The organism is Streptomyces capitiformicae, from assembly GCF_002214185.1.
Lineage (GTDB): Bacteria > Actinomycetota > Actinomycetes > Streptomycetales > Streptomycetaceae > Streptomyces > Streptomyces capitiformicae.
Genome location: NZ_CP022161.1, coordinates 10013002 through 10037066 on the forward strand (window position 1 = coordinate 10013002; position 24065 = coordinate 10037066).

The following is a 24065-nucleotide window of genomic DNA, read 5'->3' on the forward strand; positions in this document are numbered from 1 at the left end:
GAAGCACTACTAGTACATCGCCTACTGTCCCGCCGAGACCACCCTGGATCAGCTGATCCGCATCGCGGGCAGCCGATGGGCCGTGGAGGAATGCTTCCAGACGGCGAAGCAGGAGTGCGGCCTGGACGATTACCAGGTCCGCCGTTATCCCGGCTGGCACCGCCACATGACCCTCGCCATGGCCGCCCACGCCTGCCTCACCGTCCTGCGGGCCCGCCAGCTCGACACGGACAAAGCAGAAACGGATCCTCCCAGCTCATCCACCTCAGCCTCGCCGAGATCCGACGCCTGATCACCCGCCTCACCGATCGCCGTCCCACCCCGACCGACCACATCCTGCACTGGTCACACTGGCGACGACGACGCCAACACCAAGCCCGCATCAGCCACTACAAGCGACGAGGCCACAGCCCCTGAAAACTGCCCAGCACTCAGAACAGACACCGTTGCAGTATTAGTGGCCGAGACCGACCTCTCGGTGTTACCGCCCGGCTCCGACGCGCTGGTGCGGGGCATGGGGCTCGCCTTCTTCGACATGATGGCCCTGCTCACCCAGGGCCGGGGCGGACGCTACACCTGGGACGCCGCGGGAACACTGCGGTACGTTCCGTCAGGGCGCGAGCCACGCCTGCTCGTCGGCTCCCGCCGGGGGCTCCCCTACCGGTGCAAGCCCACTCACGAACCGGTGCTGGGTCCTACCGGGACGAGGTCGCCAACGGCTGCGTCATGGAGCACGCCGGCTACCAGCTCAGCTGGCTGGTGGCCATGCTGGGCCCGGTGGTGCGGATGGCGGCGCACACCTCGCTCCAGCTGGGCGGCGAGTGGCCGGACCCGGGCGAGCTCGCCCCGGATGTCTCCCTCGGGTTCCTCGAGTTCGCCAGTGGCGCCGTGTGCCGACTCAGCGTCGGCTGGGTGGCGCCGACCGATCTGTCACTCACCGTCATCGGCGACCGGGGCGTGCTGTCGGTGGGCGACGTGTGGCAGGCCTCGGCGCCGGTCGTGCTGCGCCGCAACGTCCCCACCAGCGGCAAGACCAACGCCTATCTCGGCGAGCCCGAACAGCTGCCCTTCGTGGCGCCGCCCACCCGTTACCGCTACGACGACACCCACGACCTCACGGTCGGCGCGGGCGTGGCCGACCTTGCCTCGGCGGTCCTCAGCAAGGGGGAGCCCTTCCTGAGCGCAGGCTTCTGCCTCCATGTGCTCGACGTCAGTCTCCGGCTCTCCGAGGGCCGGGGCGTTATGGAGGAGGTGCCGCCTCCGTCCCGTCCGGCCTGACGCCGTCCGTCCCGGCAGTCCCGGCCGTCCCGTCCGCCCGTTCCGTGTCGGCCGGCTCGACGGCCACCGGTCCTCCCCGGCCGAGTGGGCCGGGGAGGACCGCTTCGCCGATAGGTTCACTGCCTCACGGCCATTCCACAGGAGGAGACGACATGAGCGGCCCGTTGCGGATCGGCGTGGTGGGCGCCGGCAACATCAGCGGCGCGTACCTGGAGACACTGTCCCGGCTGCCGAACGTACGTCCCGTGCAGGTGGCGGCCCGCCGCCCCGAACGGGCCAGGGCCGTCGCCGCACGGTTCCCGGAGGTGCGCGCTACGACCCCGGAGGATCTCTGCGCCTCGGACGAGGTGGACCTCGTCCTCGACCTCACCACTCCCGAGGCGCACCTGGAGATCTCCCTGGCTGCGATCGCGGCGGGCAAGCACCTGTATGGGGAGAAGCCGCTCGCACCCACCGTCGAGGAGGCCCGCACCATCCTCGACGCCGCCTGCGCCGCAGGGGTCCGGGTGGGCTGCGCTCCGGACACCGTCCTGGGCACCGGCATCCAGACGGCTCGGGCGTGCGTGGAGAAGGGCGAGATCGGCGTCCCGGTCGCGGCGACCGCCTTCATGACCACGCCCGGTCATGAACGCTGGCACCCCGACCCGGAGTTCTACTACCGGCCGGGCGGCGGGCCGCTGCTGGACATGGGCCCGTACTACCTGACCGCGCTGGTGCTGCTGCTCGGACCGGTCCGCCGCGTCACCGGCCTCTCCGGCAGCCCCCGCCGGACGCGCACGATCGGCAGCGGTCCCCGCGCGGGCACGACATTCCCGGTGGAGGTGGCGACCCATGTCACCGGCGTGCTGGAACACCAGGGCGGTGCGCTGTCCACCCTGATGATGAGCTTCGAGGTGTGGGACAGCACGCTGCCCCGGATCGAGGTGTACGGCACGGAGGGCACCGTGTCGGCGCCCGACCCGAACAGCTTCACCGGCGACGTCCGGGTCCGTCACGCCGCGGACCCCGCCTGGCATACGGCGCCGGTTCTCGGCGGCTACGCGGACGGCGAGCGGGGCATCGGCGTCGCGGACATGGCGCACGCCATCGCGACGGGGCGGCCGCACCGGGCGAGCGCCGAACTCGCCTACCACGTGCTTGACGTGATGGAGGCCCTGCTCGCCGCGGCCAAGTCCGGTGACAGCCGCCCTGTGGTCAGCGACTCCCCGCTCCCCGAGCCGATCCCCGCCGCGGCGCGCCCGGAGGAACTGGGCCAGGGGTGAGGCGCAGCTGCCGCGCGCGGAACGACGCGCACCTGCGGGCCGGGGCGGGCCGTCGCGCGTTCAGCGCAGCAGCAGCGCCGGATCGGAGTACAGGTGCTCGATGATCCGTCCCGCGGCGCCGAGCACGGCCGCGTGCTCCCCCAGCGACGAGACCACCACAGTCGGGACCTGCCCGTAGAGCCCGCCGGCCCGCAGCGCCTTTTCCACGGAGGGCAGAGTCCAGGGGGCGATCGTGGAGAAGATCCCGCCGAGCACGATCGTGTCCGGGTCGATCACCTTGACCACGTCCGTGAGCGCCCGCCCCAGCGCCTCACCGGCCCGGCCGACCGCCTCGGTCGCGGCCGGGTCGCCGGAGTCCAGCAGCGTGGTCAGCGCGGACAACGGCTCCAGCGGTCCCGCGAGGGCGTGGTCGGCGAGCATGTCGCCGAGGCCCGCCGCACGCAGGATGGCGTCCCGGCCCGCGGCGCGCTCCAGGCAGCCGCGGGCGCCGCAGGCGCATGGCTCGCCGGCCGGGTCGACCTGCAGGTGGCCGAGTTCGCCGGCGTAGCCATGCGCCCCCTGGAACACCCGGCCGTCGAGCACCACGCCTGCGCCGATGCCTATTTCTCCGGAGACGTGCACGAAGTCGCCCAGGTTGGCGCGCCCGGCCCCGAACCACAGCTCCCCGAGCGCCGCCAGGTTGGCCTCGTTCTCGGCCCTGGTCGGCAGCTTCAGCCCGGACAGGCCGAGGTCGGTGAAGGCCGCAGCGGGCACGTCGTCCCACGGGAAGTTGGGGGCGCGGAACATCCCGGAGCGGTCGACCAGACCGGGCAGCGCCACAGTCGCCCCGATCACCGGCAGACCCTGCTCCGCCGCCGAGTCGAACGCCTGTCCGGCCAGTCGGGCCAGCGCGACGGCGATCTCGGCGGGCTTCCGGTTGCGGTTGTCGGCCGCCACCAGGAGCCGATAGCGCACCCGTCGGCCGAGGTCGAGCACGGCGGCCGCCAGGTAGTCGACGTTCACCTCGAGCCCGAGCCCCGCGGCGCCGGTGCCGTTGACCGAGACCCCGATGCCCGGGCGCCCTCGGTCCCCCTCGTGCAGCATGTCCCCGTCGTGGACGAGGCCGGCCTCGGCGAGCACCGCGATCAGGTTCGAGACGGTGGTCTTGGTGAAACCGGTGAGCGCGGCGAGCCGTGCCCGGGTGACCGGCTGGTTCGCGGCGATCACACCGAGCAGCACCGCCAGGTTCCGTTCGCGCATACCGGCATGGCGCATCGGCTCACGGGTCTCGGGTGGCATGGGCCAAGGCTATCGTTTTGCCTCGCCGAAGGATGCGCCGACCTGCTCCTCAAGTGGACGTCCTCGGCCTGGTCATCGCGGTCGTCGTCCTCGCCGCGAACACCCACGTCAACACTGCGGGCATCGTCCTGCTGGACCAGGTCGCCGGGCACACCGGCGGCACCGTCCGCAAGGCCCTGGTCGACCAGGGCTTCAAGAACCAGGTCGTCGCGCACGGCGCCGGTCTGGGCATCGATGTCGAGATCGTCGAACGCAACCCGCGGATCTGCTGATCAAGGAGAGACGCCAAGTGGGAGAGATGACGATCGAGCGCGAGTCTGTCGAGGAGCCAGCCGGTGGTGCGATGCCGTCGGCCGCGTCGGACGAACAGCTCGTCGCGATGCTGGTCGACCGGGCCCGCAGCGAGGGCCTGCAGCTGACTGGCGAGGGTGGGCTGTTGCAACAGCTGACCAAGCGAGTGCTGGAGTCCGCGCTGGAGGGCGAGATCACCGACCATGTCGGCTACGAGAAGCACGATCCGGCAGGAAAGAACAACGGCAACAGCCGCAACGGCACTCGTGCGAAGACAGTGCTGACCGACGTCGGCCCGGTCGAGGTCAGGGTGCCCCGGGACACCGCCGGCAGCTTCGAGCCGCAGATCGTCAAGAAACGGCAGCGCCGCCTGTCCGGCGTGGACGAAATGGTGCTTTCCCTGTCCGCGAAGGGCCTCACCCACGGGGAGATCTCCGCGCACCTGGCCGAGGTCTACGGGGCGGAGGTGTCCAAGCAGACCATCTCCACGATCACCGACAAGGTGATGGAGGGAATGGCCGAATGGCAGAACCGGCCGCTCGACCGCGTCTACCCGGTCCTGTTCGTGGACGCCATCAACGTCAAGATCAGGGACGGTCAGGTCGCGAACCGGCCGGTCTACGTCGTGATGGCCGTGACCACCGAAGGGACCCGGGACATCCTGGGGATCTGGGCCGGCGACGGCGGTGAGGGCGCGAAGTACTGGCTGCATGTGTTCACCGAGCTGAAGAACCGAGGCCTGGACGATGTACTCATGCTCGTCTGTGACGGCCTCAAGGGCCTGCCCGAGGCGGTGGAGACCGTCTGGCCTCGCACGATTGTCCAGACATGCGTTGTTCACCTCCTGCGCAACAGCTTCCGTTACGCGGCCCGCCAGGACTGGGACAAGGTCGCCAAAGCCCTAAGCCCGTCTACACCGCACCCAGCGAAGACGCGGCGACGGAGCGGTTCGGGGAGTTCCAGGAAGCCTGGGGCCGAAAGTATCCGGCGATCATCAAGCTGTGGGAGAACGCCTGGGCCGAGTTCGTGCCCTTCCTCTCCTTCGACGTCGAGATACGCAAGGTCATCTGCTCGACGAACGCGATCGAGTCCGTGAACGCCCGCATACGCAAGGCCGTCCGCGCCCGCGGACACTTCCCCAACGAGGCCGCCGCCCTCAAGTGCGTCTACATGGCGCTGATGAGTCTCGACCCGTCTGTTGCTCGGTGCGGACGCGGAGTTGCAGGTCGCGGAGTTGCAGGTCGCGGAGTTCTCGTGGAGGAAAGCCAACAGTGCGGGTGCTTTCGCGGGAGGTGGTGCACCGGCTGCGGGCTGGGCAGGGCTGGCACCGGCTTTTGGTGAACCTGGCCACGATCAGCGGGGCCGCGGTGGGTGAGGAGGTCGGGTAGGGGCCGTGCCAGCCCTGGCTGACCTGGCCCTGGGGGCAGGTGACCTGCCGATGGTCGTAGTCGATGTGGAAGTCGTCCCGGGCGAAGCCCTCGTTTCGGCGGTGTTGGCGGGTGGGGTTGCTCCAGAGCGGCCCGGAGACGGTGATCTGGTGCTCACGGGTGGCTTGTTCCAGGTGGGGCAGGGAGGTGTAGCCGGTGTCGACCAGGTGCTCGGCGGGCAGCAGGCCGCGGCGTGACAGGCGGGTGTGGATGCCGGGCAGGACCTGGCTGTCGTGGGTGGTGGCCGCGGTGGTGGCCACGTCCGTGATCACGTTGGGGCCGTCGGGAGCACAGGTCTCGGTCAGATGGGCGGAGACCCCTTCCAGCTGATGATGTGTCCGTGCCGTGCGTAGCGGGCTGAGGTGTCGTAGGGAGAGACGATCGCCCGGGACGAGGGCGGCAGTCCGGGCCCGCCTTCCTTCTCGGCGGTGCGCCAGCGCAGGTGTCCTGCGGCGTCACAGTGGTAGTTCTGCGCCATGATCTGGCGTAGGGCCTGGATACGAGGGCCTGATGTGCAGTCTGCTCCGTGACGGTAGAGGTGTTCCAGGAGCCGGACTGCGTCGTTTCCGGTGGCAAGGATCCTGGTCTTGGCTTTGGTGGGGTTCTTGCCCAGGCGCACCGGGCGGCCGTAGCGGCGCCCCCAGTCCTCGTCGATCAGCTCATCGAGCAGGTAAGGGGAGGTGCCGGCGACTTCTTCCAGTGCGGCGCGGATCGCCTCGGTGATCAGCTCCAGGCGGGTCAGGTCACGCACTGCGGCCAAGACGTGGGTGGAGGCGGTGCGCTGCGTGGTGCGCTCGCGCACCAGGCCGACCTCCTTGAGACGGGCCAGCGCGAGGTCGAGGAGGCGGTCGGCACGGTCATCTTCAGCAAGGCGGTCGCGGAAGTCGGCCAGCACGCTGTGATGGAAGCCGGGGTCGTCCAGCTCCATGGCGTACTTGAAGTCGATGCGGCAGCGGACCGCCTCGGCGGCCTGCCGGTCCGACCGGCCGAGTAAGAACTGCAGCACACAGACGGTGGCCAGTTGAGCAGGCGAGAGACCCGGACGTCCATCCCGCGGGTACCAGTCGGCGAAGTCCTCGTCGTACCACAGTCCATCCAGCCGGTCACGCACTCATATCGCCGTCGTACCACCCGGGTTGCTCGACCGTGCGACCTGCGCAGTCACCCGACCCGGTCAACCCGGAACCGAGCAGTCCAGGATCCGCCCGTCCACCGTCCCCACGACCAGCCGCTGTTGCTCCGCCCGGTACGCGGCGGACACCGGCGTGACCGGGTGGCCGTGCGCGCGCAGGGTGTGCCGGGCTCGCAGCTTGCCCGTCGCCGTGTCCAGGGTCTCCACCTCACCGGTGAGATACACGACGTACACCCTCCGCTCGTCGCCGTCGAGATCGGCGAGCGGCCTGTCGGTGCGGTACACCCAGCGTGCCTCTCCGTCCGGCAGCTGGCGGCTCACGACGTATGTGCCCTCGCGGGCTTCCACGTAGGTGGCGCCCTGTTCGTACGACCGGCCCGCGTGGACGAGGGTGTGTGTCAGTTCGACGGCGGGGCCGTACCAGGGCTGGAGTGCGGACGCCGGGTCCCAGCGCAAGGGGAAGAGGGCGCGCAGAGCGGCGGGGCCGTGGGCGCCTGGAGGATCGATCGCGTGGATCCACGGCGCGTCGTCGTCCGGGCCGGGGCCGTCCACATACAGCAGACGGGCACTGTGTCTGACGCGCAGCGCCGGGGAGCTGGAGCGGCTGGGGGCGAGGCCGAGGCGGGCCGCCTCCTGGTGCGTGGGGGCGAGCAGCAGCGCGGCGTGTGCGTCGCGCCCTCGCGGGCGCAGGGCGAGCCATCCTTCGTCCGCGGCGCACAGTGCGGGGACCGACGGCACGTCCACGCAGTCCACCGCACCGCCGTCCGCCGTCGATATCCGCCGAACAGTGGTCGCGCGGTCAACCAGGCGACCCGTCACCTCGTCGCGCCGGTACCCCCGGTACGTCACCCACGCCGACTCGTCGTCAGGGGCCGCCTCGACCCGGACGCTCCCCTCCCCGTCCGCAGGAAGAGCCCACCTCAGCGCGCCCGACGGATCCCAGCATTCGAGGTCCGTGTGCCGACCGGTGGCGAGCACCCGGCCGTCGGCCAGCACCGCCAGGTCCCGCACTTCCGCCCGCCGCCGCCACCGGCCCTCCGTCAGCCGCGCGAGGGTGTCCTCCACACGCGGGTCGTAAAGGAGCCCGCTCTCGACCATCGCATCGCGTGTGTCGTCGGGGTCGACCAGACCGGCCGGAGCAGACAGCCAGTCGTCCGCCGCGACGGCCAGCTCGAAGCCCTTGCGGAAGCCGCCGTCCTTGTCCTCGGGGGAGAGCAGCATCGCGAGCCTGCCGTCCTCCAGCCAGCGCAGGTGGCGCACTTGGCGGCTCTTGCTCAGCAGGTTCGTCACGCGCCCGGTCTCCAGGTGCAGCAGGAGCAGCTGTCCCTGAAAGTCCCACGAGCCGTCGTAGCGGCCGGTGCCGACGGCGACGAGTGGCAGCTCGGGGTGAGGCTCGATGGCACATACGGAGTAGCGGGAGGCGAGGACGTGGCGCGGACGGAGGGTGCCGGCCTCGTACACGCCGATCCGGTGGCCGAGCCAGTGGCCCGTACCGCGCCATATGACGTGTCCGAGGTCACCGGCCGCGATGACGCAGCCGTGGCGCGCGTCGGTCACCGCCCACACGGGCCGGCCGATCTCGGCGAACGGCTGGTCCCCGAGTATCCGGCGGACGGTCAGTTCATCCGGCACGATGATCTCCCCCCAGGTGGCGCACAGTCTGCCAGGCCCGGCGCTTTCCTGCGGTATTCCGAGGGAATCGACTCATTCGTGTACGTGATCGGGAACGGATCCACGAGGCAGGCGTTCCGAGACGAGCCAGGTCGCAGACTCACCTTGTCGTCGACAGCCGACCACGGCCGCGTGCGGCTGACTACGGCGATGGCCATGGCTGTCGCTGCTGCAGCCGACATGAACCGCTTGACTTGGACGGCTGCGATCATTTGACGGCGGATCCGTGGCTGACCTGGGAAAATGGCTGGGACGCGGCCTCGTTGGGAGCAACAGCTCTCACCGTGAATCCCCGCTTGATCCGCTGACGCGCGGCACGCAGTTCCTCGTTCTCCTTCGTACTCGTCACGGGTTTCACACCGTCGTCGATGTCCGCGCGACGCATCCACTTCGACAGCGTCACAGGCTTGGGCGCAGCGACATCTTTCCCACTCGCCCCACAGGGCAAGCCAGTTCAGGTGTCACCCGATCGTGCAGCAGACCCATCAGGTTGGAAGAGGCTCAGAGGTCGTTTTCTCCCATTGTTTCATCCCGTGATGTGGATTTGTTCCGGTGATGTCGGGTCGCGCCAGGAGCTGGTGGCCTCGCCGGTGAGGCGGCGGGCCATGAGGTCGGTCATGGCGAGGTGGATCATGGTTTCGGAGCGAGCGGGGAGGGTTTCGTAGTCGCGGGCAAGGCGGCGGTGGAGCATGAGCCGGCCGTAGGTCCGCTCGACCGTCCAGCGTTTCGGGATCGGGGTGAATCCCCTGCTGCCGTGGGCGCGTTGGACGATTTCGAGGTCGATGCCGAGCGTGGCGGCATGCGCCATCGGGTATCCGGCCGGGGTCGGCTGCACCGGAAGCCGGTCCAGCAGCGCCGCGTTCGACAGGATCACCCCGCACGTGTGCATGGCGCAGCCGCGGGGCAGCGCGTCCAGGGCTTCGGCGAGCTCCCACAGCGGTCCGAACTTCCCCGCCTGGGAGGCGAGTTGCCGCAGCTCCGGCAGTTCGGCCAAGGCACCGCGAATGTCCCGGGCGCGCAGGTGCGGAAAGCTCTTGGCGATCTCACCGACGACCTGCGGCGGAATCCCCAGGGCGAGGCCGGTATCCCGGAGTTCCCTATTGAATTGGCGTGTTGAAGCCAATCAAGAAGGGTGCACTAGCGGTGAGTTGGCGCGTGTTCTGGGTACCGTCGGACGCGGTGCGGGGTGGAGTTCGGGGCAGTGTCGTCGAGGGATGGGAGGGCCTGCCGTCTCGCGAGGACGCGGTGGGTGTGATGGCCGGCGCCCCCATCTTCCTGTCCGCCAGATCATCGGGTAGATCCCCTCCTGAGCCTGTAACGGCCAGTCAGGTACCTTCCGCCGCTACGAGGAGGAGACCCGCCGCAACTACGCCACAGACATCGCCCTGCTGCTGACGTTCTTGTGGAAGCGAGGGCGGGGCTGGCTGGAGGCCACACCGAGGGACCTGGAGGACTACGAGCATTGGCGGCGGAGAACGGAGGGGAATCCGAGGCGGGTCGGCGGGTCGAAGTGGGGACGTGAACTGGCCGCGTTCGCCAGCCTGTTCCGGTGGGCTGTCCGTGATGGACACCTGGTGCGCAGTCCGTTGCTCGTGCGGTAGATCGTGGGGCGCAACGGCGAGGTGATCTCGGTGCCGGAGGCGGCGCCGAAGGACGTCCGGCCGGGCAACGTGCACTGGCTGACGCCGCGGACGTGGCGGAAGTGGGTCAACGTCGGCCTGCGCGGCCACACGCGCGGGGGTATTCCGCAGCCGGGCTGGGTGGGTCGGCTGGAGGAAACGTGGCCTTCGTGCGGCTGCTGACGTCGTCCGGGCTGCGGCGGGGCGAGGGCGGGTCGCTGCTGACGTTCGAGCTGCCCGTGCGGCGGATCGGCGGGGGCCGGTACTACCGGGGGGGAAGGTGGCCGCGGCCGTGACCCGGTCGAAGAGGCCCCGGACGTTCTATGTCGGCGCCGATGCGCTCGGCGACGTCGAGGCGTACGTCGATTCCTCGCGGGCTTGGGTGGTTCGCAAGGCCCGGCAGGCTGGCTGGTACGAGCGGCTTGCTCAGCTGCGGCTGGTGACCGAGGTGACGCGCGGATTGAAGCCGAAGGTGCGGTGGCGCGATCAGCGTGGCGTTGCTGGGGAGCGGGAGTTGAATCCGCTGTCCGTGCGCGAGCGGATGATGCTGTTCACTGAGGGGCCGCATGGTCCGGAGCCGTTGTGGCTGTGGCTGAACGAGCAGGGGATGCCGTTTCGGCCGCATCCTGGGACGGCGTGTTCCGTACGGCGAACCAGCGGTGCGCGAAGGTGCTGACGCCGCCGAAGTACCTGGGGATGGATCTGCATCAGGTCTTCGCGCCGTACGCGACGCCGCACTCGGCACGGCACTCGTGGTCCTGGGCCGCCCCCCTGTCCTGCTGCCTCCACGGCTCGCCGAGCTCCTTCGGTAACTTGCCGAACAGCCCCAACTGCGGCCGCAGCTCTCGCGAGCCCATCCAGGTCCTCAGTGGCTCTTCCCGGTCATGGTCCCGGGCAAGCCGATCTCGACACACGGCATGACCCAGAAACTCGACCGGCACGGCATCCTGGTTCGCACCGCGCGCAACGGGGCGCTGGCCGCCCTCGCGGCTGATCTTCCCAGCCCGATCCTCGCCGATGTGACCGGGATGCACCGCCACACCGCGCTCCGCTGGGTCGCCTACGCCAGACGTGACTGGGCCGAGTACCTCGCCGTCCGCGCCGAGGAGGTCACCAACAGCAGATCGCAGCGATCATGACATCGGCTTCGTGAGGATCCGGGGCGGAGGCGTTGGCACCGGATCGGCGCTCGAGAATATGAACTGAATGAGTAGGTCAACAGGGAGCCAGGAGGCCGTCTACCAGGGCTCGGAGCCCGTCCAGGTAGGTGTCCTCGGCGGTCAGTGGTGACCACTGGTCCGCGACCTGTGCCAAGCGGGGTAGCTCGCTCGGGTCGAGATCGGCGAAGACTCGTTCCCGGTAGGTGGGACGGTCGTCGTCTGTGCGCCGCTGGGCCGCTGTCACGCGGACCACAATCTCTCCGGCGGTGTAGTACCAGATCGCGCGGTAGCCGTGTACTGCCCGCTCGGGGGACAGGCCGCATTCGACGAGGCCGTCGACGATCTGCTCGACAAACCAGAGAGCGGATGGGGCCATCAGGTCGTCGGCGGTCAGCACCTCCACGATCCACGGGCAGGCGGCGAGCGCCTCGTGGATCGTGGCAGCGGCGGCGACGATCCGCTCGCGAGGCTGAGCGGGCAGTTCGGGTCGGTGCAGCGTCCGCGTGGCGTAGTCGTCCAGCAATAGGACGAGCAGTTCTTCCTTGTTGCGGACGTGGTGGTAGAGCGCCATCGGCGTACTGCCGATCTCCGTGGCCAGCCGCCGCATGGTCAGCCGGTCCACGCCTTCCGCGTCCACGATCCGACGGGCCGTTGTGACGACCTCCTCGCGGGAGATGCGGGGAGGTCGGCCGAGGGTCTTGCGCGGTGCGGACGATTGCGGCATGCCCTCATCATCTCCCAGGTGTCGACAACGACGATCCCCTGACGCTACTTTCCTTACATGTATAAAAATGCGCGAGGGTGACCCGGAGTGGTGCTGGCAGCCGTGGCCGTCGCCCAGTTCGTCGTCGCCCTGGACTTATCCGTGGTCAACGTCGCCCTGCCCGCGATCCGCACCGCGCTGGGGTTCGCACCGCTCGATCTGTCGTGGGTCGTGCATGTCTACGCGCTCACGCTCGGCGGTTTTCTGCTGCTGGGAGGCCGCGCATGTGACCTCTACGGCCGACGACGGCTGTTCGTGCTCGGCTTGGCCGTCTTCGGGCTGTGCTCACTGGCGGGCGGGCTCGCCCAGGCACCCTGGCAACTGATCGCCGCGCGCGCCGGCCAGGGCCTGGGGGCCGCCGCGGCCACCCCGGCCACGCTGGCGATGCTCACCATCACCTTCCCCGAGGGCCCGCGGCGCGTGCGCGCGCTCGGGGTGTGGAGCGGGGTGAACGCCGCAGGCGGAGCGCTGGGCGTGCTGGCGGGTGGGCTACTGACCCAGTACGCGGGCTGGCGTTGGGTAATGCTGATTGATCTGCCCATCGTCGCGGTGGCTCTCGTGCTGGTCCGCGCAGGCGTGCCCGCCGAAGCACGCCCCGTCCGGAGCGATCGGCTGGATGTGCTCGGTGCCGTCCTGTCCACCGGTGGAGTCGGGCTGCTGGTGACCGGTGTCGTGCGCACCGACGCCCAAGGATGGGACTCCTCGGCCACATGGACGATGCTCGTCGCCGCGGCCATGCTCCTGGCCGCCTTCGTCGTCACCGAATCCAGGGCTCCCGCACCGCTGTTGCGTCTCGGCCTGCAGCGCAGCCACTGGGTCGCCGGCGCCAACGTGCTGGTCTTCTTCTCTACCGCCGGGCAGTTCTCGGCGTTCTACTTCGTGTCCCTGTACATGCAGCAGGTTCTGGGCATGGGTGCCGCAGCAACCGGTGCCGCATTTCTGCCCTTCTCCGCAAGCCTGGTCGCGGGCAGCATCGTCGCGACCCGTGTCACTGCGGCACACACCCCCCGTGCGTCACTTGTGCCCGGCGCCCTCCTCGCCGCCGGGGGCCTGGCCTGGTTCGCCCGCATCAGCCCCGACGGCAGCTTCCTCACCGACGTGCTCGGTCCCTGCATCATCACCGGCATCGGCGTCGGACTGGTCATCGCCCCGATCGTCGCCGCCGCGACCACCGGCGTCGCCCCCCAAGAGGCCGGCATGGCCTCCGGCCTGATGAACAGCTCCCGTCAGCTCGGCGGCTGCATCGGCCTGGCCGCCCTCGCCGCCATCGCCGCACACCGCACCGGCACGGCCACCAACCCTGCCGCGCTCAACGACGGCTACGCCCTGGGCCTGGGCATCGCCGCCGCTCTCTTCGTGATCGCGGCGGCCGTGGCGATCGGAGTACTGCCCCGCCGCCGGACCGAAACACCTGCGCCACGACCTGCCACCCCCGCAGAGAACCGACTGGAAGGAACGCCGTCATGACGACGACACCCATCTCACCCATCGACCTGTTCTCCGCGGCGCTGCACATCCACCCCAACGGCGACGTCAAAGCTGCCGAACGGCGGATGACGAGCAACGAATCGGGCGCCTGGCAGCTCGCGACGTTCCACGTGGAGACCGACGTCGACGTTCACGCCGACCACTGGGAGATGCACCCGCAGGCCGAGGAGGCGGTCTGCTGCCTGACCGGCGGTGTCCGCCTCTACTTCCGTCACGCCAGGCCCGACGACACCGAGGACATGGTGCAGCTGCAGCCAGGCACCGCCGTGATCGTTCCCCGTGGCCGCTGGCACCGCCTGGAGCTGGACGCCCCCAGTGACCTAATGTCGATCACCCTTCGCCACGGCACGCGCCTCGAAAAACGTACCGACACTCGCTGACAGCGGGGTGGCCCGGCCGAGCCTGCCGCCGGGCCACCCTGCGGCAACTGATCCGTCCACCCCGGGTAGAGCCCAGAGCCCCGGCGTCACATACTCAGGTTCACCAGTCGGAGCGAGCGATATCGGGGAATAGTGCACGGTTGGAAATAACCCCCTCCCGCCAGTAGTGCTCGGGCTGCGCCACGGCTGCTGCCCGGATCCCGAGCCCGACGCCTCCGGCCGTATCGGCCGACACCTGATCTACGGCCACGAGTACAAGAACGCCACCGACGCGCACGGCAACCACCACTCCGCCGGACGCGAGCGCGACGTCCCCTGGGTGGCCATCACCCCCGTCGTCCAAGCCATCCGCGTGCTGGAGCGCATTGTCGAACCCGGCGAGCTGCTGTTCGCCCACGCCGTGCACGGAGCCAAGGCCGGACCCAGCACCGGATCCCTGCGCTCACCCGCCCTACGCGTGCGGATCGAGGACTTCGTCACCTGGGCCAACGCCGAAGCCGCGCGCCACCACCTGCCCAGCGAGGTCATCCCGCCCGACCCGCACGGAGCGGTCGGCACAAGGCGCTTCCGCCGCACCTTGGCCTGGCACATCGCCCGCCGCCCGGGCGGGCTCGTCGCCCTCGCCATCCAGTACGGCCACCTACGCACCGCGCTGGTCTCCGAGGGCTACGCCGCGCGCAGCCGCGAAGGCATCCACGAACTGATCGACATCGAGACCGTCCGCGCCGTCGCCGACACCGTCGCCGACCTCAACGACGACCTCCAGGCCGGCGGCGGCCTCTCCGGCCCGGCCGCCCGGCGCGCCATCAAGGCCGCCGCCCGCGCCCCGCGCTTCGAGGGCACCGTCATCAACGCCACCACCGCCCGCCGCCTCCTCGCCAACGACGACGCCATGCTGTACGACAACCCGCAGGCGCTCCTGCTGTGCCACTACAAGCGGGGACAGGCCCTGTGCCACCGCACCGGCATGCGCGATACCCCACGGCTTGACCACTGCGTGCCCGGCTGCGGCAACATCGTCCGCACCGACCACCACGCCACAGCGCTGCGCCACCGCGCCGCCGCCCTCGACAACCAGTCCACGCACGTGCCCCAGCCGATCAGCGAACGGCTAGGTGACCACGCCGAACGGCTGCGCGGCATCGCCGACAGTCACGACCGCAGCCGGATCACCCTGAAGGACCCCACACCGTGAGCGGAGCAGCAGACGAGCGCGACTGCATCCGCATCGCAATGGACCGCATCCTGACCGGCCGACCCGAGCGCTCCAACGGAGCCCTGACCATCGTGGCCCTCGCCATCGAGGCCGGCGTCCCCCGCAACGCCCTCACCGTCCATGACCTCGACCATGGCGCGGCCCATGTAGGTGGCCATCTTGACGCCGTGGCCGCAGTAACCCATGGAGTAGTAGAGGCCGTTGACCTCGCCCGCGTGCGGAACGCGGTCGTGGGAGAAGCCGACCATGCCGCCCCATACATAGTCGATCTTCACCCCGGCCATCTGCGGGAAGATCTCGGTCATCTCCCGCTTCAGGACGTCACCGCTCTTGACGTCCGAGGCGGGGTCTGAGGGGGCGAAGCGGGCCTGGCCGCCAAAGGCCAGGCGATTGTCCGGGGTGATGCGAATGTAGTGGCCGATGTTCTTGGAGGACACGACCACGCGGTTGTTGGGGATGAGCTGCCGGGCCCGCTCCTCGCCCAGTGGCTCGGTGACGATGACGAAGCTGCCGACGTTGATCAGCCGCTTGCGGAACCAGGGCATGGCCTTGTCGGTGTAGGCGTCGGTGGCCGCCATGACCTGCTTGGCACGGATGGTGCCGTGCAGGGTCTCGACGAGGAAACCGCCCTCGGGGAGGCGGTGCAGCGCGGTCGCGGCGTTGCGTTCGTGGATCTGAGCCCCGGCGCGTTCGGCGGCCTCGGCCAGGCCATGGACGTATTTGCCGACGTGAAGGTGCGCGCTGAGCGGGTCGAGCAGGGCTCCGTGGTAGTAGTCGGAGCCCAGCTCGGCACGTAGATCGCTCTTGCTCAGCAGCGTGTGTCGTGGCCGAAGTTGTCGGCCAGGTCGCGTTGCTTGGCCCGCATGCTCTCGAAGTGCTGCGGCTTGAACGCGACGCCCAGACGCCCTACGCGATGGAAGTCGCAGTCGATCTGCTCCATGACCGTCAGCTCCTCCACCAGGTCCACCGCCTCGCGGAAGGCGTCGTACAGTTCCCGGGCCCGCGGCTGCCTGTAACGCTTGCGCGCCTCGGCGGGGCTGATGGTGATGCCCTGGGTGCACATGCTGCCGTTGCGCCCGGAGGCGCCGGAGCCGACCTTGTCCTTCTCCACGAGGACGACGTGGGCGCCCTTGCGTGCCGCGTGGTAGGCGGTGGACAGGCCGGTGAGGCCGCCCCCGATGACCACCAGGTCCGCCTGCTCGGGCAGGGGCTTGCGGTCCCGGCTTCAGCAGCCGAGCAGGGCCGGCAGGCCGGACAGGTCGGGCAGCTCGTCGAAGGGCTGGTAGTCGGCGCTGCCGCGGGCGCCGATGGAGCCGTTGTGGCCGTAGCGGTTGATCCACACGCGGCGAGCGAGGCCGAGGTCGCGGGTGGGGATGAGATCGTACTCCCAGCCCTGGGCGACGTGGATGACCTGGGCGGGGTCGATGTCCATGGCCTGGAAGGCGTACTCGAAGGTCTGCCGGGACGGCTTGTACGCCTTGGCCTGCTGGGCGGTGATGACATGGTCGAACTCGACGCCCATGTTGGCCAGGTTCTGGGCGATGAGGTCGTCGTCCGTGTTGGAAATGATGGCGATCTCGTACCGGGACTTCAGCGCCCGCAGGGCGGCCGGGACCTCGGGGTGGGGGCCGAACGTGGGCACGGCCGCGACCAGGGCCTCGCCGTCGGACTGCCGGTACTCCAGGCCGTGCAGACGCATCGCTATCTCCAGGCTGGAGGGCAGCAGCTCGCGGAAGGGGCGGTATGCCTCCAGGACGGCGTGGAACCGCATGATGCGGAAGTCGTCGAGGAACTCGTCGACGTTCAGACGGTCCAGGTCCAGCCGGTCGGCCAGGACCTTCAGGGTGGTGGGGCCGAGCTGGAAGTCGACCAGGGTGCCGTAGGCATCGAAGGTGACGATCTGACGCATGATATTCAACCTCTTTCCAGGCATATAGGACATTCCGCTTAGCGGGAGTCACGATCTCGTCGAGTGCGGCCAGGCCGGCCGCATCGGGGTTTCAGGAGGCTGCCGAGCGTTGGGGCGGCGACCGATGGCATGGGGGCTGAGGGGGTGCCCGAGGGGCCGCCGCTGGAGGACGAGCCCCCGGACAGGCCAGGGACGGTGAATGCTGATCAGGTAGTCGGCGGCAGCATCATTGCTGCTCCGATGCGATGAGCCTCTCCGGCTCGAGGTGATGCGTCAGTGAAGCACTGTGGAGAATCCGGCAACAAGGGACGTGAGGCCGCGAGATCGACCGCGTATTTTGTGCCTGTGCACAATTTCTGAGAGGCACCGCGAGCGGCTCCGGCGCGAACCGCGGCCGCTTGGCGCTGCTGCCCGGCGGCGTGACCGGGCTGTCGGCCGCCAAGGAGCCGGTCTCATGAAGGGCATGTGGCCTCTGACCGCCGCGCTTTGGCTCCAGCTCTCTTGGTCGCGGCCCCGGCCGGTTGCCTTGCCCCGTCCAGCAATCGGTGGATCAGGACATCGTCGCCCGGAAGCGGGCGCCCGCGTCCGTCTCCAGCCAAGCCAGGGCGAAGACCAGCCGGGCGGCGTCGTTCGGTCGTGACAGCTTCAGCCCGGTCGCCTCTTCCGCAGCCTGCAGGCGATTGCCCACCGTGTTCCGGTGACGGTAGGTGCGTGCGGCCACCTCGGCGACCGAGCCCAGGTCGAGGTACCAGCGCAGGGTCTCGACGATGCTGTCGCGGTCGCGCAGCTCGAGCAGTGGGCGCAGCACGCCGGTGGCCATCGCACCGGTGAGCTCCTCCTGCGCCGACATGATCGCCCCGATCCAGTGGCCCTCCACGTGCCGCACTCCGGGCTGCGCGGAGCTACGGATCGCGGCACGTGCGAACCGGATGCCCCGCGCCGTCAGCGCCAGGCCGGGGACTTCCGCGACGCCGCAGCGCCACGGGGCGAACGGCCGGAGCATGGCAAGCACGGCCTCTTCATCGCGCCGTCCGTGACCGATGATGCCGAGGAGCTCGTCGCCCATCCATCCGAAGTGACGCAGCAGGCCGCCCCGACGCAGCGCGTCGTCGACCTGGGACACAGCCGGGTCCCCGGTAGGAACGGATTCGACCACGACCACGGTCAGGGCGACGTTCTCGGAGAAGCCCAGCAACGTGGAGGCCTCGGCGACGATGGAGGGATCCTGCTCCCCTTCCAGGACCAGGCGGGTGAAGGCGCGGTTGCGCACCTCCATACGATGGCTCGCCAGGTCGCGCTCGGTGCGGCGGTAGGCGTCGACGACCTCAACGCTGTTGGCGTCCGTCGCCTCCCAGACGCGGATCAACCCGTCGAGGAAGTCGGGATCGGCGCTGATGCCACGTGCTCGCCCCTCTGCGAGCACGGCCTCCCACAGGGTCCTGAGGTCCAGCTGGAAGGAGTGCATCAGAGCGGTCAGGGGAAACGCCTGCTCCGCTCGCTCGCGTCCCACGTCCTCGGTGGCGCGCGAGACCGTCCGGGGCACGGGACCGCCGGCCAGCCGGGTCAGGGCGAGTTCGAGGGTTCGTCGCATCCCCTCCCGTTTCTGGACCGGGTCCCAGTCCGCCGACGCGTACGCGGGCTCCTCGGCTTCCAGCCGTTCGAGAGCACGAGAGGTCAGTTCGTCGAGTCGTTCCTCGAGGAGCCGGCGCGCGATCGCCTGCACGGCGTCGTGGCGGGCCCCGCCCTGACGGCGTCCCGGGCCGCTCATGAGGACCGCCTCTCCCGACGACAGCCGTCACCGGACGGATCCGGGGCCGTCTCCGGGTAATACCGCTGACATGCCGGTGGGGCTCCCTGGCAGTAATTGTGCACAAGCACAAAATACGGGGTCGATGTCGCGGCCTCGCGTCCCTTGTTGCCGGATTCTCCGCGGTGTTTCATCTGACGCATCACCTCGGGCTGGAGAAAGCTCGTGACATGACCACGCACTTGGAGCAGCCATGGCACTTCCATAGACACCTGATCCTCAGTCCGTCACCTTGAGTAGGCACTGCTGAGGACGCCGTTCCTCGGGTCAGTGTCAGCGGTTCGCCAGGCAGAGCGGGATCGAGATCACCCAGGACTCCCCCAGAGACTACGCCGAGCTCAAGGCGAGGGTCGAGGACCATGAGGACACCGCTGGACCCCGCCCAGGCGCTGCGCGGGGTGCTCCCTCCAACGTCACCTGGGACGTCATAACCGCCGCCGCGTGAGCAGATGACAGGTCTCGATGAGCGGTCCGCCTTTGACGGACGGCCCACCTCGGACCTGATGCCGACCAAGTGCTGGAGCGCGTCCTGGCCCGGGCCCCTGCGGCCGTCGGAGTGAGGCATCGAGGCGAAGCACCAAACGGGGGAGTTCGCCCTGGACCTGTCGGTCGTCGACCTGGCCAAGGTCTGCGCAGCCCGTGAAGCGATTCGAGACACAGCCGCGGCAGCTCTGCCCGCCGCCCCCGGGAACCGCGATCGATCGGACCGTCCGGGAACTGACTGACAGCGTCGGGCAAAGCCGACACGGGTGGCGGCGGGGGACTGGCCACGACCTGAGCGTCGTGACACAGGCCCACGGTGAGTGATGAGCGACTTGACGACGAGAGAGAGAACGCACCGATGACCTCAGCGACCACCACCGGCCAGGACGGAACGACCATCCCCGGTCACACCGGCCAACTGCCGGGCTCGCTCCTCGATCACGTGCTGCGGCAGTCCTTCGGGCTCGAGGGATATGCCCAGCACCCCCTGGGAGGGGAGGTCGACCAGAACGTCCGGATCACCGGCGACGACGGCATGCGCTACTTCGTACGGGTCACCCGCGCGGAGCCGGACTCGGCCGACGTTCTCTGGCAGAACTCGCTCCTCCAGCATCTGGCCTCCACCGTTCCCGACCTTCCGGTTCCACGGCTGATCCCGACATGCGAGGGGAAGTTCCTTGCCGCCGTCGTCCACGAGGGCCGAACGCACGTGGTCCGCGTGATGAGCTGGCTTGAGGGCCGGGTCCTGGCGGATCTCGACGACCACCCCGCAGCGCTTCTGCGCCAGCTGGGAGAAGCCGCTGGGCGGCTGAGCCTCGGACTCTCCAGCGTGGAGCCACCGGTGGGCTTGGAACCGCACGACTGGGACATGCGCCGGGCCGCTGAGATCGTCGAGGCGTCGCTGCACGCTGTACAGGACGCGGACCGGCGGGAGTCGGTGCGCACGATCATGGGCTGGTACGACGATCTCCTGCCGGCATGGGACCGACTGCCGCGGAGCGTCGTACACCAGGATCTCAATGACGCCAACGTCCTCGCCGACGCTGACGAGGACGGGGTGCTGCGGATCTCGGGCATCGTCGACCTGGGCGACTCGCTCTACAGCGTGCGCGCGGCGGAGGTGGCGATCGCGGCGGGCTACGCCAGTGTCCGCAAGGCCGACCCGCTCGCTGCGGCGGCCGAAGTCGTGGCCGGCTTCCACTCGGTGCTCCCCCTGACGGCTGAGGAACTGGCGGCTGTCTATCCGTTGGCGGCCGCCCGGCTGTGCATGAACGCCGTGACGTGGACGCGCCGGGTCGCCGAGAGCGACACGCCGTACGGGCGGACCCGCATGCAACACACATGGCCCGCGATCGCGCAGGTGGCCGAGGTCTGCCCCGACGTCGCCGAGGCGATGTTCCGGGTCGCGTGTGGGCTCCCCCCGACGCGGGAGCAGCGGGGTTTGGAAGAGGTCCTGGTAGAGGCGGCCCGAGACGGTGCCCCGTACGCACCGGCCCCGCAACTGCTCGACCTGCGACCGGCAAGTGACCTCTACGACGAAGTCGACTGGCACGACGCGAGGGCGCTGCGCGCGAGCATCGACAACATCCTCGACGGACGACGGCGACGGGGCTACGTGCCCCACCTCAGCGCATCGCTGCTCCTGGGGGGCCGGCGCCGCCCGGGAGCCGAGGAGCCCGCGACGGTTCAGGTCGGCGGCTCGCTGATCGTGGCCGACGCCGAGGAGGTTGCCAGCCCGCTGTCCGGCATCGTCGAGGCCCGCGGTGGCGCAGGGATGCCGTTGGTGCTGCGACATGCGGTCGAAGGGCTGGAGTTCTGGACGTGCTGGTGGGGACTCGACGACACGCCGCCCGTTGCGGCGACAGTCCCGGCCGGGGCGCCGTTGGGACGTGCCGGCGCGAGCGAGGAGACGGACCCGCTCGGGCCCTGCGTCCAGGTGCAGGTCCACCGCACCGCACGGATGGCCACGTGGCCGCCCCCTCGTGCCGTGCCGCCCTCCGCACGGCAGGTGTGGAGCCACCTGTCACCCGACCCCGCCCGGCTCCTCGGGTTCACCGAGTCCCCCGCCGCGGTCCCCACCATCGACGACGTTGTCTCAGTGCGCCGTCGCCACATCGCTCGCTCGCAGCGCAACTACTACCGCACCCCGATGAACCTCGTGCGTGGGCGGGACGTGTGGTTCCACGACGAGGACGGCCTGGCCTATCTGGACTCGTTGAACAACGTCACCCACGTCGGCCATGCCGAGCCACGGGTGACGGCCGCCGCCAGCCGACAGATGCGCAAGCTCAACACCAACAGCCGTTTCGTCTACCCGCAGATCGCCAGCTACGTGCAGAAGCTGGTAGCCACGCTGCCCGACCCGCTCGAGGTCGTCTTCCTCGTGTGCAGCGGCAGCGAGGCAAACGACCTGGCGCTGCGGATCGCCCGCCAGGTGACAGGTCGTCAGCACATCGTCAACATCGACGGCGCATACCACGGAAACACCGGCGTGGTGACCGGGATCAGCCCGAACCGTTACAAGGGCCCCGGCGGCGCCGGTGCACCCGCGACCACCCACGAGGTCGTCATCCCGGACCGCTACCGCAGCACCTACGGGTACGACGACGCGGACGCCGGAGTCAAGTACGCGCGCGACGCCGCGGCTGTCATCGAGCGGATCACGGCCGACGGCCGACCCCCGGCCGCCTTCATCGCCGAGTCCCTGATGGGATCGGGTGGGAACATCGTGTTCCCCGACGGCTACCTCGACGGCGTGTTCACCGCTGCCAGGCGGGCGGGCGCCCTGTGCATCTCCGACGAGGTCCAGGTCGGCGTCGGACGACTCGGGCCCTGGTGGGGGTTCGAGCTCCAGAGGGTGGTCCCGGACATCGTCACGATGGGCAAGCCGCTCGGGAACGGGCATCCCCTCGCGGCGGTGGTCACGACTCGGGAGATCGCCGACGCGTTCGACACGGGCATGAAGTACTTCAACACCTTCGGCGGCAACCCGGTCTCCTGCGCGATCGGCGAGGCCGTGCTCGACATCGTCGAGCAGGATGGACTGAGGGAGAACGCCGTGAGCGTGGGCGGGTACTTCGCCCAGTCGCTGCGCGAGCTCCAGCAGCGCCAACCGCTCATCGGTGACGTGCGGGCAGAAGGGCTCTACCTCGGCGTCGAACTGGTCCGTAACCGTTCCACCAAAATGCCGGCCACTGAGCAGGCCTTCATGGTCACCGAGCTCATGAAGGAGCGCGGTGTCATCGTCTTCCCCAATGGCGTGCACGACAACGTACTGAAGATCAAACCGCCCATGACCTTCCGCCGCGAGCACGTGGATCTCTACGTCGACGTGCTGGACGAGGTCCTGTCCCTGCCCGAGCTGCGCTCGGCCGTTCAGTCCTGAGACGGGCAACCGTCTACTGAGGCAGTGAACGAGAGTGGCCCGCGAATGCGAGAAGTGCCCCGCGGGCCGGCTTCTCCGGCCAGGACTTCAAGGTCTCGCCCGCCATGGGCGACATCGCCGCGGACCTGACCCTGGAGGGCCGCACCTCCCAGCCGATCGACTTCATCACCACAAACGGCCGTTCCACGGCCTGAGTCAGAAAGAGAAAACCCACCGGGACCTCGAAGGTGGCACCGGTGTTCTCGGTGTCGGCGGCCTCCGACTCGCGCTTGCCCTTGCCGAAGTGGTAGCGGGTGCCGTCAGTGGTGGTGACGACCCAGTACTCGTCGTTGTTGTCGGAGTTGAAGCCGTCGTACTTACGCTCGATACGAGTGCCGTCGTCCTGCTTCAGACGCCACTCGTCCTTGCCCTTCTTGACCAGCTCACCGGCCCGGCCCCCGAAGTTCATGGTGGCGTTGTCGGAGTGCCAGCACAGGTCGTACTTCTGCGACCCCGCCTCGTCGTGACCGTCCTCCGTGCAGGAGCGGTACGAGCGCTCGATATAGCCGGCGGAGAGATCGAAACCCTCACCGATCCAGGACGTCTGGTTGTTGCTGGAAGCCGTACGGCCGTCCGTGGACGCGGAGTTGTAGCCGAGACCGAGCTGCGGAGAGGGGCCGGCGACGGCGGGCGGGACACGCAGCGGGTACTGCCAGGTGAAGCCGCCGGTCTGCCCGGCCACCTGCCAGGACGCGGACGGCGCCAGCGAGGTCGCGGTGTAGGAGCCGGAGCCGCCGGAGGGCGCGGCCGCGGCCGCGAGCAGCGGGGCCTTGGCCGCGGGCAGCGCCGCCACGTCGGCCGTGAGCTTCTGCTCGCGCACGTTGTTGTCGGTCTTCAGCGGCGTGACCGTCTGGCACTTGGCCGCCTCGGGCGTGGTCAGCGCACAGGCGGGCAGTTCGACCAGACGCAGCCGCTGCGCCCAGTCACCACCGTAGGCCTGGGCGAAGGCCGCGTAGTCGACCTCGACAGACACCTTGCCGTTCGTGGTGCCGCTGTCGGCGCGGGCCACCTTGAGCAGAAGCCCGTCGATACCGGCCTTCTGCGCGGCAGCGTGACTGAGGACATCGACCTTGGCGCGGGTGGGCGTCACGGCCGCCATCGCGGACCGGGTCATGCCCTTGGCCGGGCCGACCCTGACCGGGAGCGAACCCGCCTTGGCGCTCGACAGCGCGCTGCGCTTCTTGGAGCCCGCGAGATCGACGGTCGCGCTGCCCGCCTTCGGCCACGCGGCCTTCGGGCGGAATGTCTCGCCGTACCCCTTGGTGTGCTCGAGCGGAGTGGGCTGACCCTCCTGTTCGACCACCGGGGTCGAGGCGACGTCCTGGGTCTTGGGGCGCCGCTTCTCCCGGGCCTCGTCCGGGTCGTCACCGAGCGCCGGGGTGCCCTGGAGCAGGGTGACGGTCAGGGCGGATGTGATCGTTACGGCGAGAGCTCTCGCCCAGGGATGTGCCTTGTGTCTGCGTGATGCGCGCACGCG

The 24065-nt window shown here is 69.5% G+C and carries 18 protein-coding genes and 7 pseudogenes; 13 read left to right on the top strand and 12 right to left on the bottom strand.

Features of this window, described 5'->3' with window-relative positions; all coding sequences use genetic code 11:
* Positions 1 to 13: 13 nt before the first annotated feature.
* From CES90_RS45030 to CES90_RS45040, 3 genes and pseudogenes are all read left to right on the top strand, one after another.
* Positions 14 to 292: pseudogene (locus CES90_RS45030) on the top strand (IS701 family transposase); the annotation flags it as partial.
* A gap of 434 nt (positions 293 to 726) precedes the next feature.
* Positions 727 to 1278 carry a Gfo/Idh/MocA family protein gene (locus tag CES90_RS45035; RefSeq protein WP_189787920.1) on the top strand — a complete coding sequence of 184 codons (552 nt, stop codon included), beginning with the start codon at positions 727 to 729 and terminating at the stop codon, positions 1276 to 1278.
* Between the two features lie 152 nt (positions 1279 to 1430).
* Positions 1431 to 2540 carry a Gfo/Idh/MocA family protein gene (locus tag CES90_RS45040; protein ID WP_189787921.1) on the top strand — a complete coding sequence of 370 codons (1110 nt, stop codon included), beginning with the start codon at positions 1431 to 1433 and terminating at the stop codon, positions 2538 to 2540.
* Between the two features lie 60 nt (positions 2541 to 2600).
* On the opposite strand, the gene CES90_RS45045 is transcribed toward CES90_RS45040, so the two are convergent.
* Positions 2601 to 3818 carry an ROK family transcriptional regulator gene (locus tag CES90_RS45045; protein ID WP_189787922.1) on the bottom strand — a complete coding sequence of 406 codons (1218 nt, stop codon included), beginning with the start codon at positions 3816 to 3818 and terminating at the stop codon, positions 2601 to 2603.
* A gap of 50 nt (positions 3819 to 3868) precedes the next feature.
* On the opposite strand from CES90_RS45045, the pseudogene CES90_RS45050 reads away from it, so the two are divergent.
* A pseudogene (locus tag CES90_RS45050) lies at positions 3869 to 4078 on the top strand (IS5/IS1182 family transposase); the annotation flags it as partial.
* Between the two features lie 83 nt (positions 4079 to 4161).
* Positions 4162 to 5312, top strand: a pseudogene (locus tag CES90_RS45055) (IS256 family transposase); the annotation flags it as partial.
* On the opposite strand, the gene CES90_RS50815 reads toward CES90_RS45055, so the two are convergent.
* The 5 genes and pseudogenes from CES90_RS50815 to CES90_RS45075 all read right to left on the bottom strand — a co-directional run.
* Positions 5266 to 5808 carry a transposase gene (locus CES90_RS50815; protein ID WP_308437932.1) on the bottom strand — a complete coding sequence of 181 codons (543 nt, stop codon included), beginning with the start codon at positions 5806 to 5808 and terminating at the stop codon, positions 5266 to 5268. The pseudogene CES90_RS45055 and the gene CES90_RS50815 overlap by 47 nt on opposite strands.
* A gap of 29 nt (positions 5809 to 5837) precedes the next feature.
* The gene (locus CES90_RS50820) at positions 5838 to 6647 is read right to left on the bottom strand and encodes a transposase (RefSeq protein WP_229914422.1); all 810 of its coding nucleotides are present in this window, start codon (positions 6645 to 6647) and stop codon (positions 5838 to 5840) included.
* A gap of 63 nt (positions 6648 to 6710) precedes the next feature.
* Positions 6711 to 8300: a PQQ-binding-like beta-propeller repeat protein gene (locus CES90_RS45065; RefSeq protein WP_189787923.1), complete on the bottom strand. Its 1590-nt coding sequence runs from the start codon at positions 8298 to 8300 to the stop codon at positions 6711 to 6713.
* Positions 8301 to 8865: 565 nt separating this feature from the next.
* Positions 8866 to 9141 (bottom strand): annotated as a pseudogene (locus tag CES90_RS45070) (transposase); the annotation flags it as partial.
* Positions 9133 to 9435 (bottom strand): annotated as a pseudogene (locus CES90_RS45075) (DNA polymerase III subunit alpha); the annotation flags it as partial. The pseudogenes CES90_RS45070 and CES90_RS45075, both read right to left, overlap by 9 nt.
* Before the next feature lie 253 nt (positions 9436 to 9688).
* On the opposite strand from CES90_RS45075, the pseudogene CES90_RS52285 reads away from it, so the two are divergent.
* The 3 genes and pseudogenes from CES90_RS52285 to CES90_RS45085 all read left to right on the top strand — a co-directional run.
* A pseudogene (locus CES90_RS52285) lies at positions 9689 to 9940 on the top strand (site-specific integrase); the annotation flags it as partial.
* Positions 9941 to 10119: 179 nt separating this feature from the next.
* On the top strand, positions 10120 to 10254 hold the full coding sequence (locus CES90_RS51500) for a hypothetical protein (RefSeq protein ID WP_268257070.1): 135 nt from the start codon (positions 10120 to 10122) through the stop codon (positions 10252 to 10254).
* Complete coding sequence (locus CES90_RS45085) at positions 10251 to 10634, top strand: hypothetical protein (protein ID WP_189787924.1); 384 nt, start codon at positions 10251 to 10253, stop codon at positions 10632 to 10634. Before CES90_RS51500 ends, CES90_RS45085 begins: the two co-directional genes overlap by 4 nt.
* 31 nt (positions 10635 to 10665) lie before the next feature.
* On the opposite strand, the gene CES90_RS45090 is transcribed toward CES90_RS45085, so the two are convergent.
* Complete coding sequence (locus tag CES90_RS45090) at positions 10666 to 10815, bottom strand: hypothetical protein (RefSeq protein WP_189787925.1); 150 nt, start codon at positions 10813 to 10815, stop codon at positions 10666 to 10668.
* Between the two features lie 60 nt (positions 10816 to 10875).
* Between CES90_RS45090 and CES90_RS45095 the strand changes: the two genes are divergently transcribed.
* On the top strand, positions 10876 to 11097 hold the full coding sequence (locus CES90_RS45095; protein WP_189787926.1) for a hypothetical protein: 222 nt from the start codon (positions 10876 to 10878) through the stop codon (positions 11095 to 11097).
* A 76-nt stretch (positions 11098 to 11173) separates the two neighbouring features.
* Here CES90_RS45095 and CES90_RS45100 read toward each other — a convergent pair whose 3' ends face one another.
* Positions 11174 to 11842, bottom strand: coding sequence for a TetR/AcrR family transcriptional regulator (locus tag CES90_RS45100; protein ID WP_189787927.1), 669 nt, complete (start codon positions 11840 to 11842; stop codon positions 11174 to 11176).
* 87 nt (positions 11843 to 11929) lie between these two features.
* Between CES90_RS45100 and CES90_RS45105 the strand changes: the two genes are divergently transcribed.
* The 3 genes from CES90_RS45105 to CES90_RS50825 all read left to right on the top strand — a co-directional run bounded on the left by CES90_RS45105 (position 11930) and on the right by CES90_RS50825 (position 14944).
* The gene (locus tag CES90_RS45105; RefSeq protein WP_208921595.1) at positions 11930 to 13348 is read left to right on the top strand and encodes an MFS transporter; all 1419 of its coding nucleotides are present in this window, start codon (positions 11930 to 11932) and stop codon (positions 13346 to 13348) included.
* Positions 13345 to 13749: a cupin domain-containing protein gene (locus tag CES90_RS45110; protein WP_189787928.1), complete on the top strand. Its 405-nt coding sequence runs from the start codon at positions 13345 to 13347 to the stop codon at positions 13747 to 13749. Before CES90_RS45105 ends, CES90_RS45110 begins: the two co-directional genes overlap by 4 nt.
* Positions 13750 to 13915: 166 nt before the next feature.
* Complete coding sequence (locus tag CES90_RS50825; protein ID WP_232791380.1) at positions 13916 to 14944, top strand: hypothetical protein; 1029 nt, start codon at positions 13916 to 13918, stop codon at positions 14942 to 14944.
* Here the strand turns inward: CES90_RS50825 and CES90_RS50830 are convergent.
* The 3 genes and pseudogenes from CES90_RS50830 to CES90_RS45130 all read right to left on the bottom strand — a co-directional run bounded on the left by CES90_RS50830 (position 14902) and on the right by CES90_RS45130 (position 18642).
* Positions 14902 to 16151, bottom strand: a pseudogene (locus CES90_RS50830) (NAD(P)/FAD-dependent oxidoreductase). The gene CES90_RS50825 and the pseudogene CES90_RS50830 overlap by 43 nt on opposite strands.
* Before the next feature lie 39 nt (positions 16152 to 16190).
* Entirely contained in the window at positions 16191 to 16874 is a 684-nt protein-coding gene (locus CES90_RS45125; RefSeq protein ID WP_184566907.1) for a haloacid dehalogenase type II, read from the bottom strand.
* 550 nt (positions 16875 to 17424) lie between these two features.
* Positions 17425 to 18642 (bottom strand): helix-turn-helix domain-containing protein, encoded by a 1218-nt coding sequence (locus CES90_RS45130; protein ID WP_189787930.1) that lies wholly within the window; start codon positions 18640 to 18642, stop codon positions 17425 to 17427.
* Between the two features lie 880 nt (positions 18643 to 19522).
* On the opposite strand from CES90_RS45130, the gene CES90_RS45135 reads away from it, so the two are divergent.
* Positions 19523 to 22549: an aminotransferase class III-fold pyridoxal phosphate-dependent enzyme gene (locus CES90_RS45135; RefSeq protein WP_189787931.1), complete on the top strand. Its 3027-nt coding sequence runs from the start codon at positions 19523 to 19525 to the stop codon at positions 22547 to 22549.
* A gap of 13 nt (positions 22550 to 22562) precedes the next feature.
* Here CES90_RS45135 and CES90_RS51780 read toward each other — a convergent pair whose 3' ends face one another.
* Complete coding sequence (locus CES90_RS51780) at positions 22563 to 24062, bottom strand: hypothetical protein (protein ID WP_332836415.1); 1500 nt, start codon at positions 24060 to 24062, stop codon at positions 22563 to 22565.
* Positions 24063 to 24065: the final 3 nt, after the last annotated feature.

Bases quoted from the DNA above. Each gene is read 5' to 3' on its own strand.
- CES90_RS45035 (WP_189787920.1), top strand. From the start codon at position 727: ATGGAGCACGCCGGCTACCAGCTCAGCTGGCTGGTGGCCATGCTGGGC.
- CES90_RS45040 (WP_189787921.1), top strand. From the start codon at position 1,431: ATGAGCGGCCCGTTGCGGATCGGCGTGGTGGGCGCCGGCAACATCAGC.
- CES90_RS45045 (WP_189787922.1), bottom strand. From the start codon at position 3,818: ATGCCACCCGAGACCCGTGAGCCGATGCGCCATGCCGGTATGCGCGAA.
- CES90_RS45090 (WP_189787925.1), bottom strand. From the start codon at position 10,815: ATGGGCTCGCGAGAGCTGCGGCCGCAGTTGGGGCTGTTCGGCAAGTTA.
- CES90_RS45095 (WP_189787926.1), top strand. From the start codon at position 10,876: ATGACCCAGAAACTCGACCGGCACGGCATCCTGGTTCGCACCGCGCGC.
- CES90_RS45100 (WP_189787927.1), bottom strand. From the start codon at position 11,842: ATGCCGCAATCGTCCGCACCGCGCAAGACCCTCGGCCGACCTCCCCGC.
- CES90_RS45110 (WP_189787928.1), top strand. From the start codon at position 13,345: ATGACGACGACACCCATCTCACCCATCGACCTGTTCTCCGCGGCGCTG.
- CES90_RS45125 (WP_184566907.1), bottom strand. From the start codon at position 16,874: ATGCGTCAGATCGTCACCTTCGATGCCTACGGCACCCTGGTCGACTTC.
- CES90_RS45130 (WP_189787930.1), bottom strand. From the start codon at position 18,642: ATGAGCGGCCCGGGACGCCGTCAGGGCGGGGCCCGCCACGACGCCGTG.
- CES90_RS45135 (WP_189787931.1), top strand. From the start codon at position 19,523: ATGACCTCAGCGACCACCACCGGCCAGGACGGAACGACCATCCCCGGT.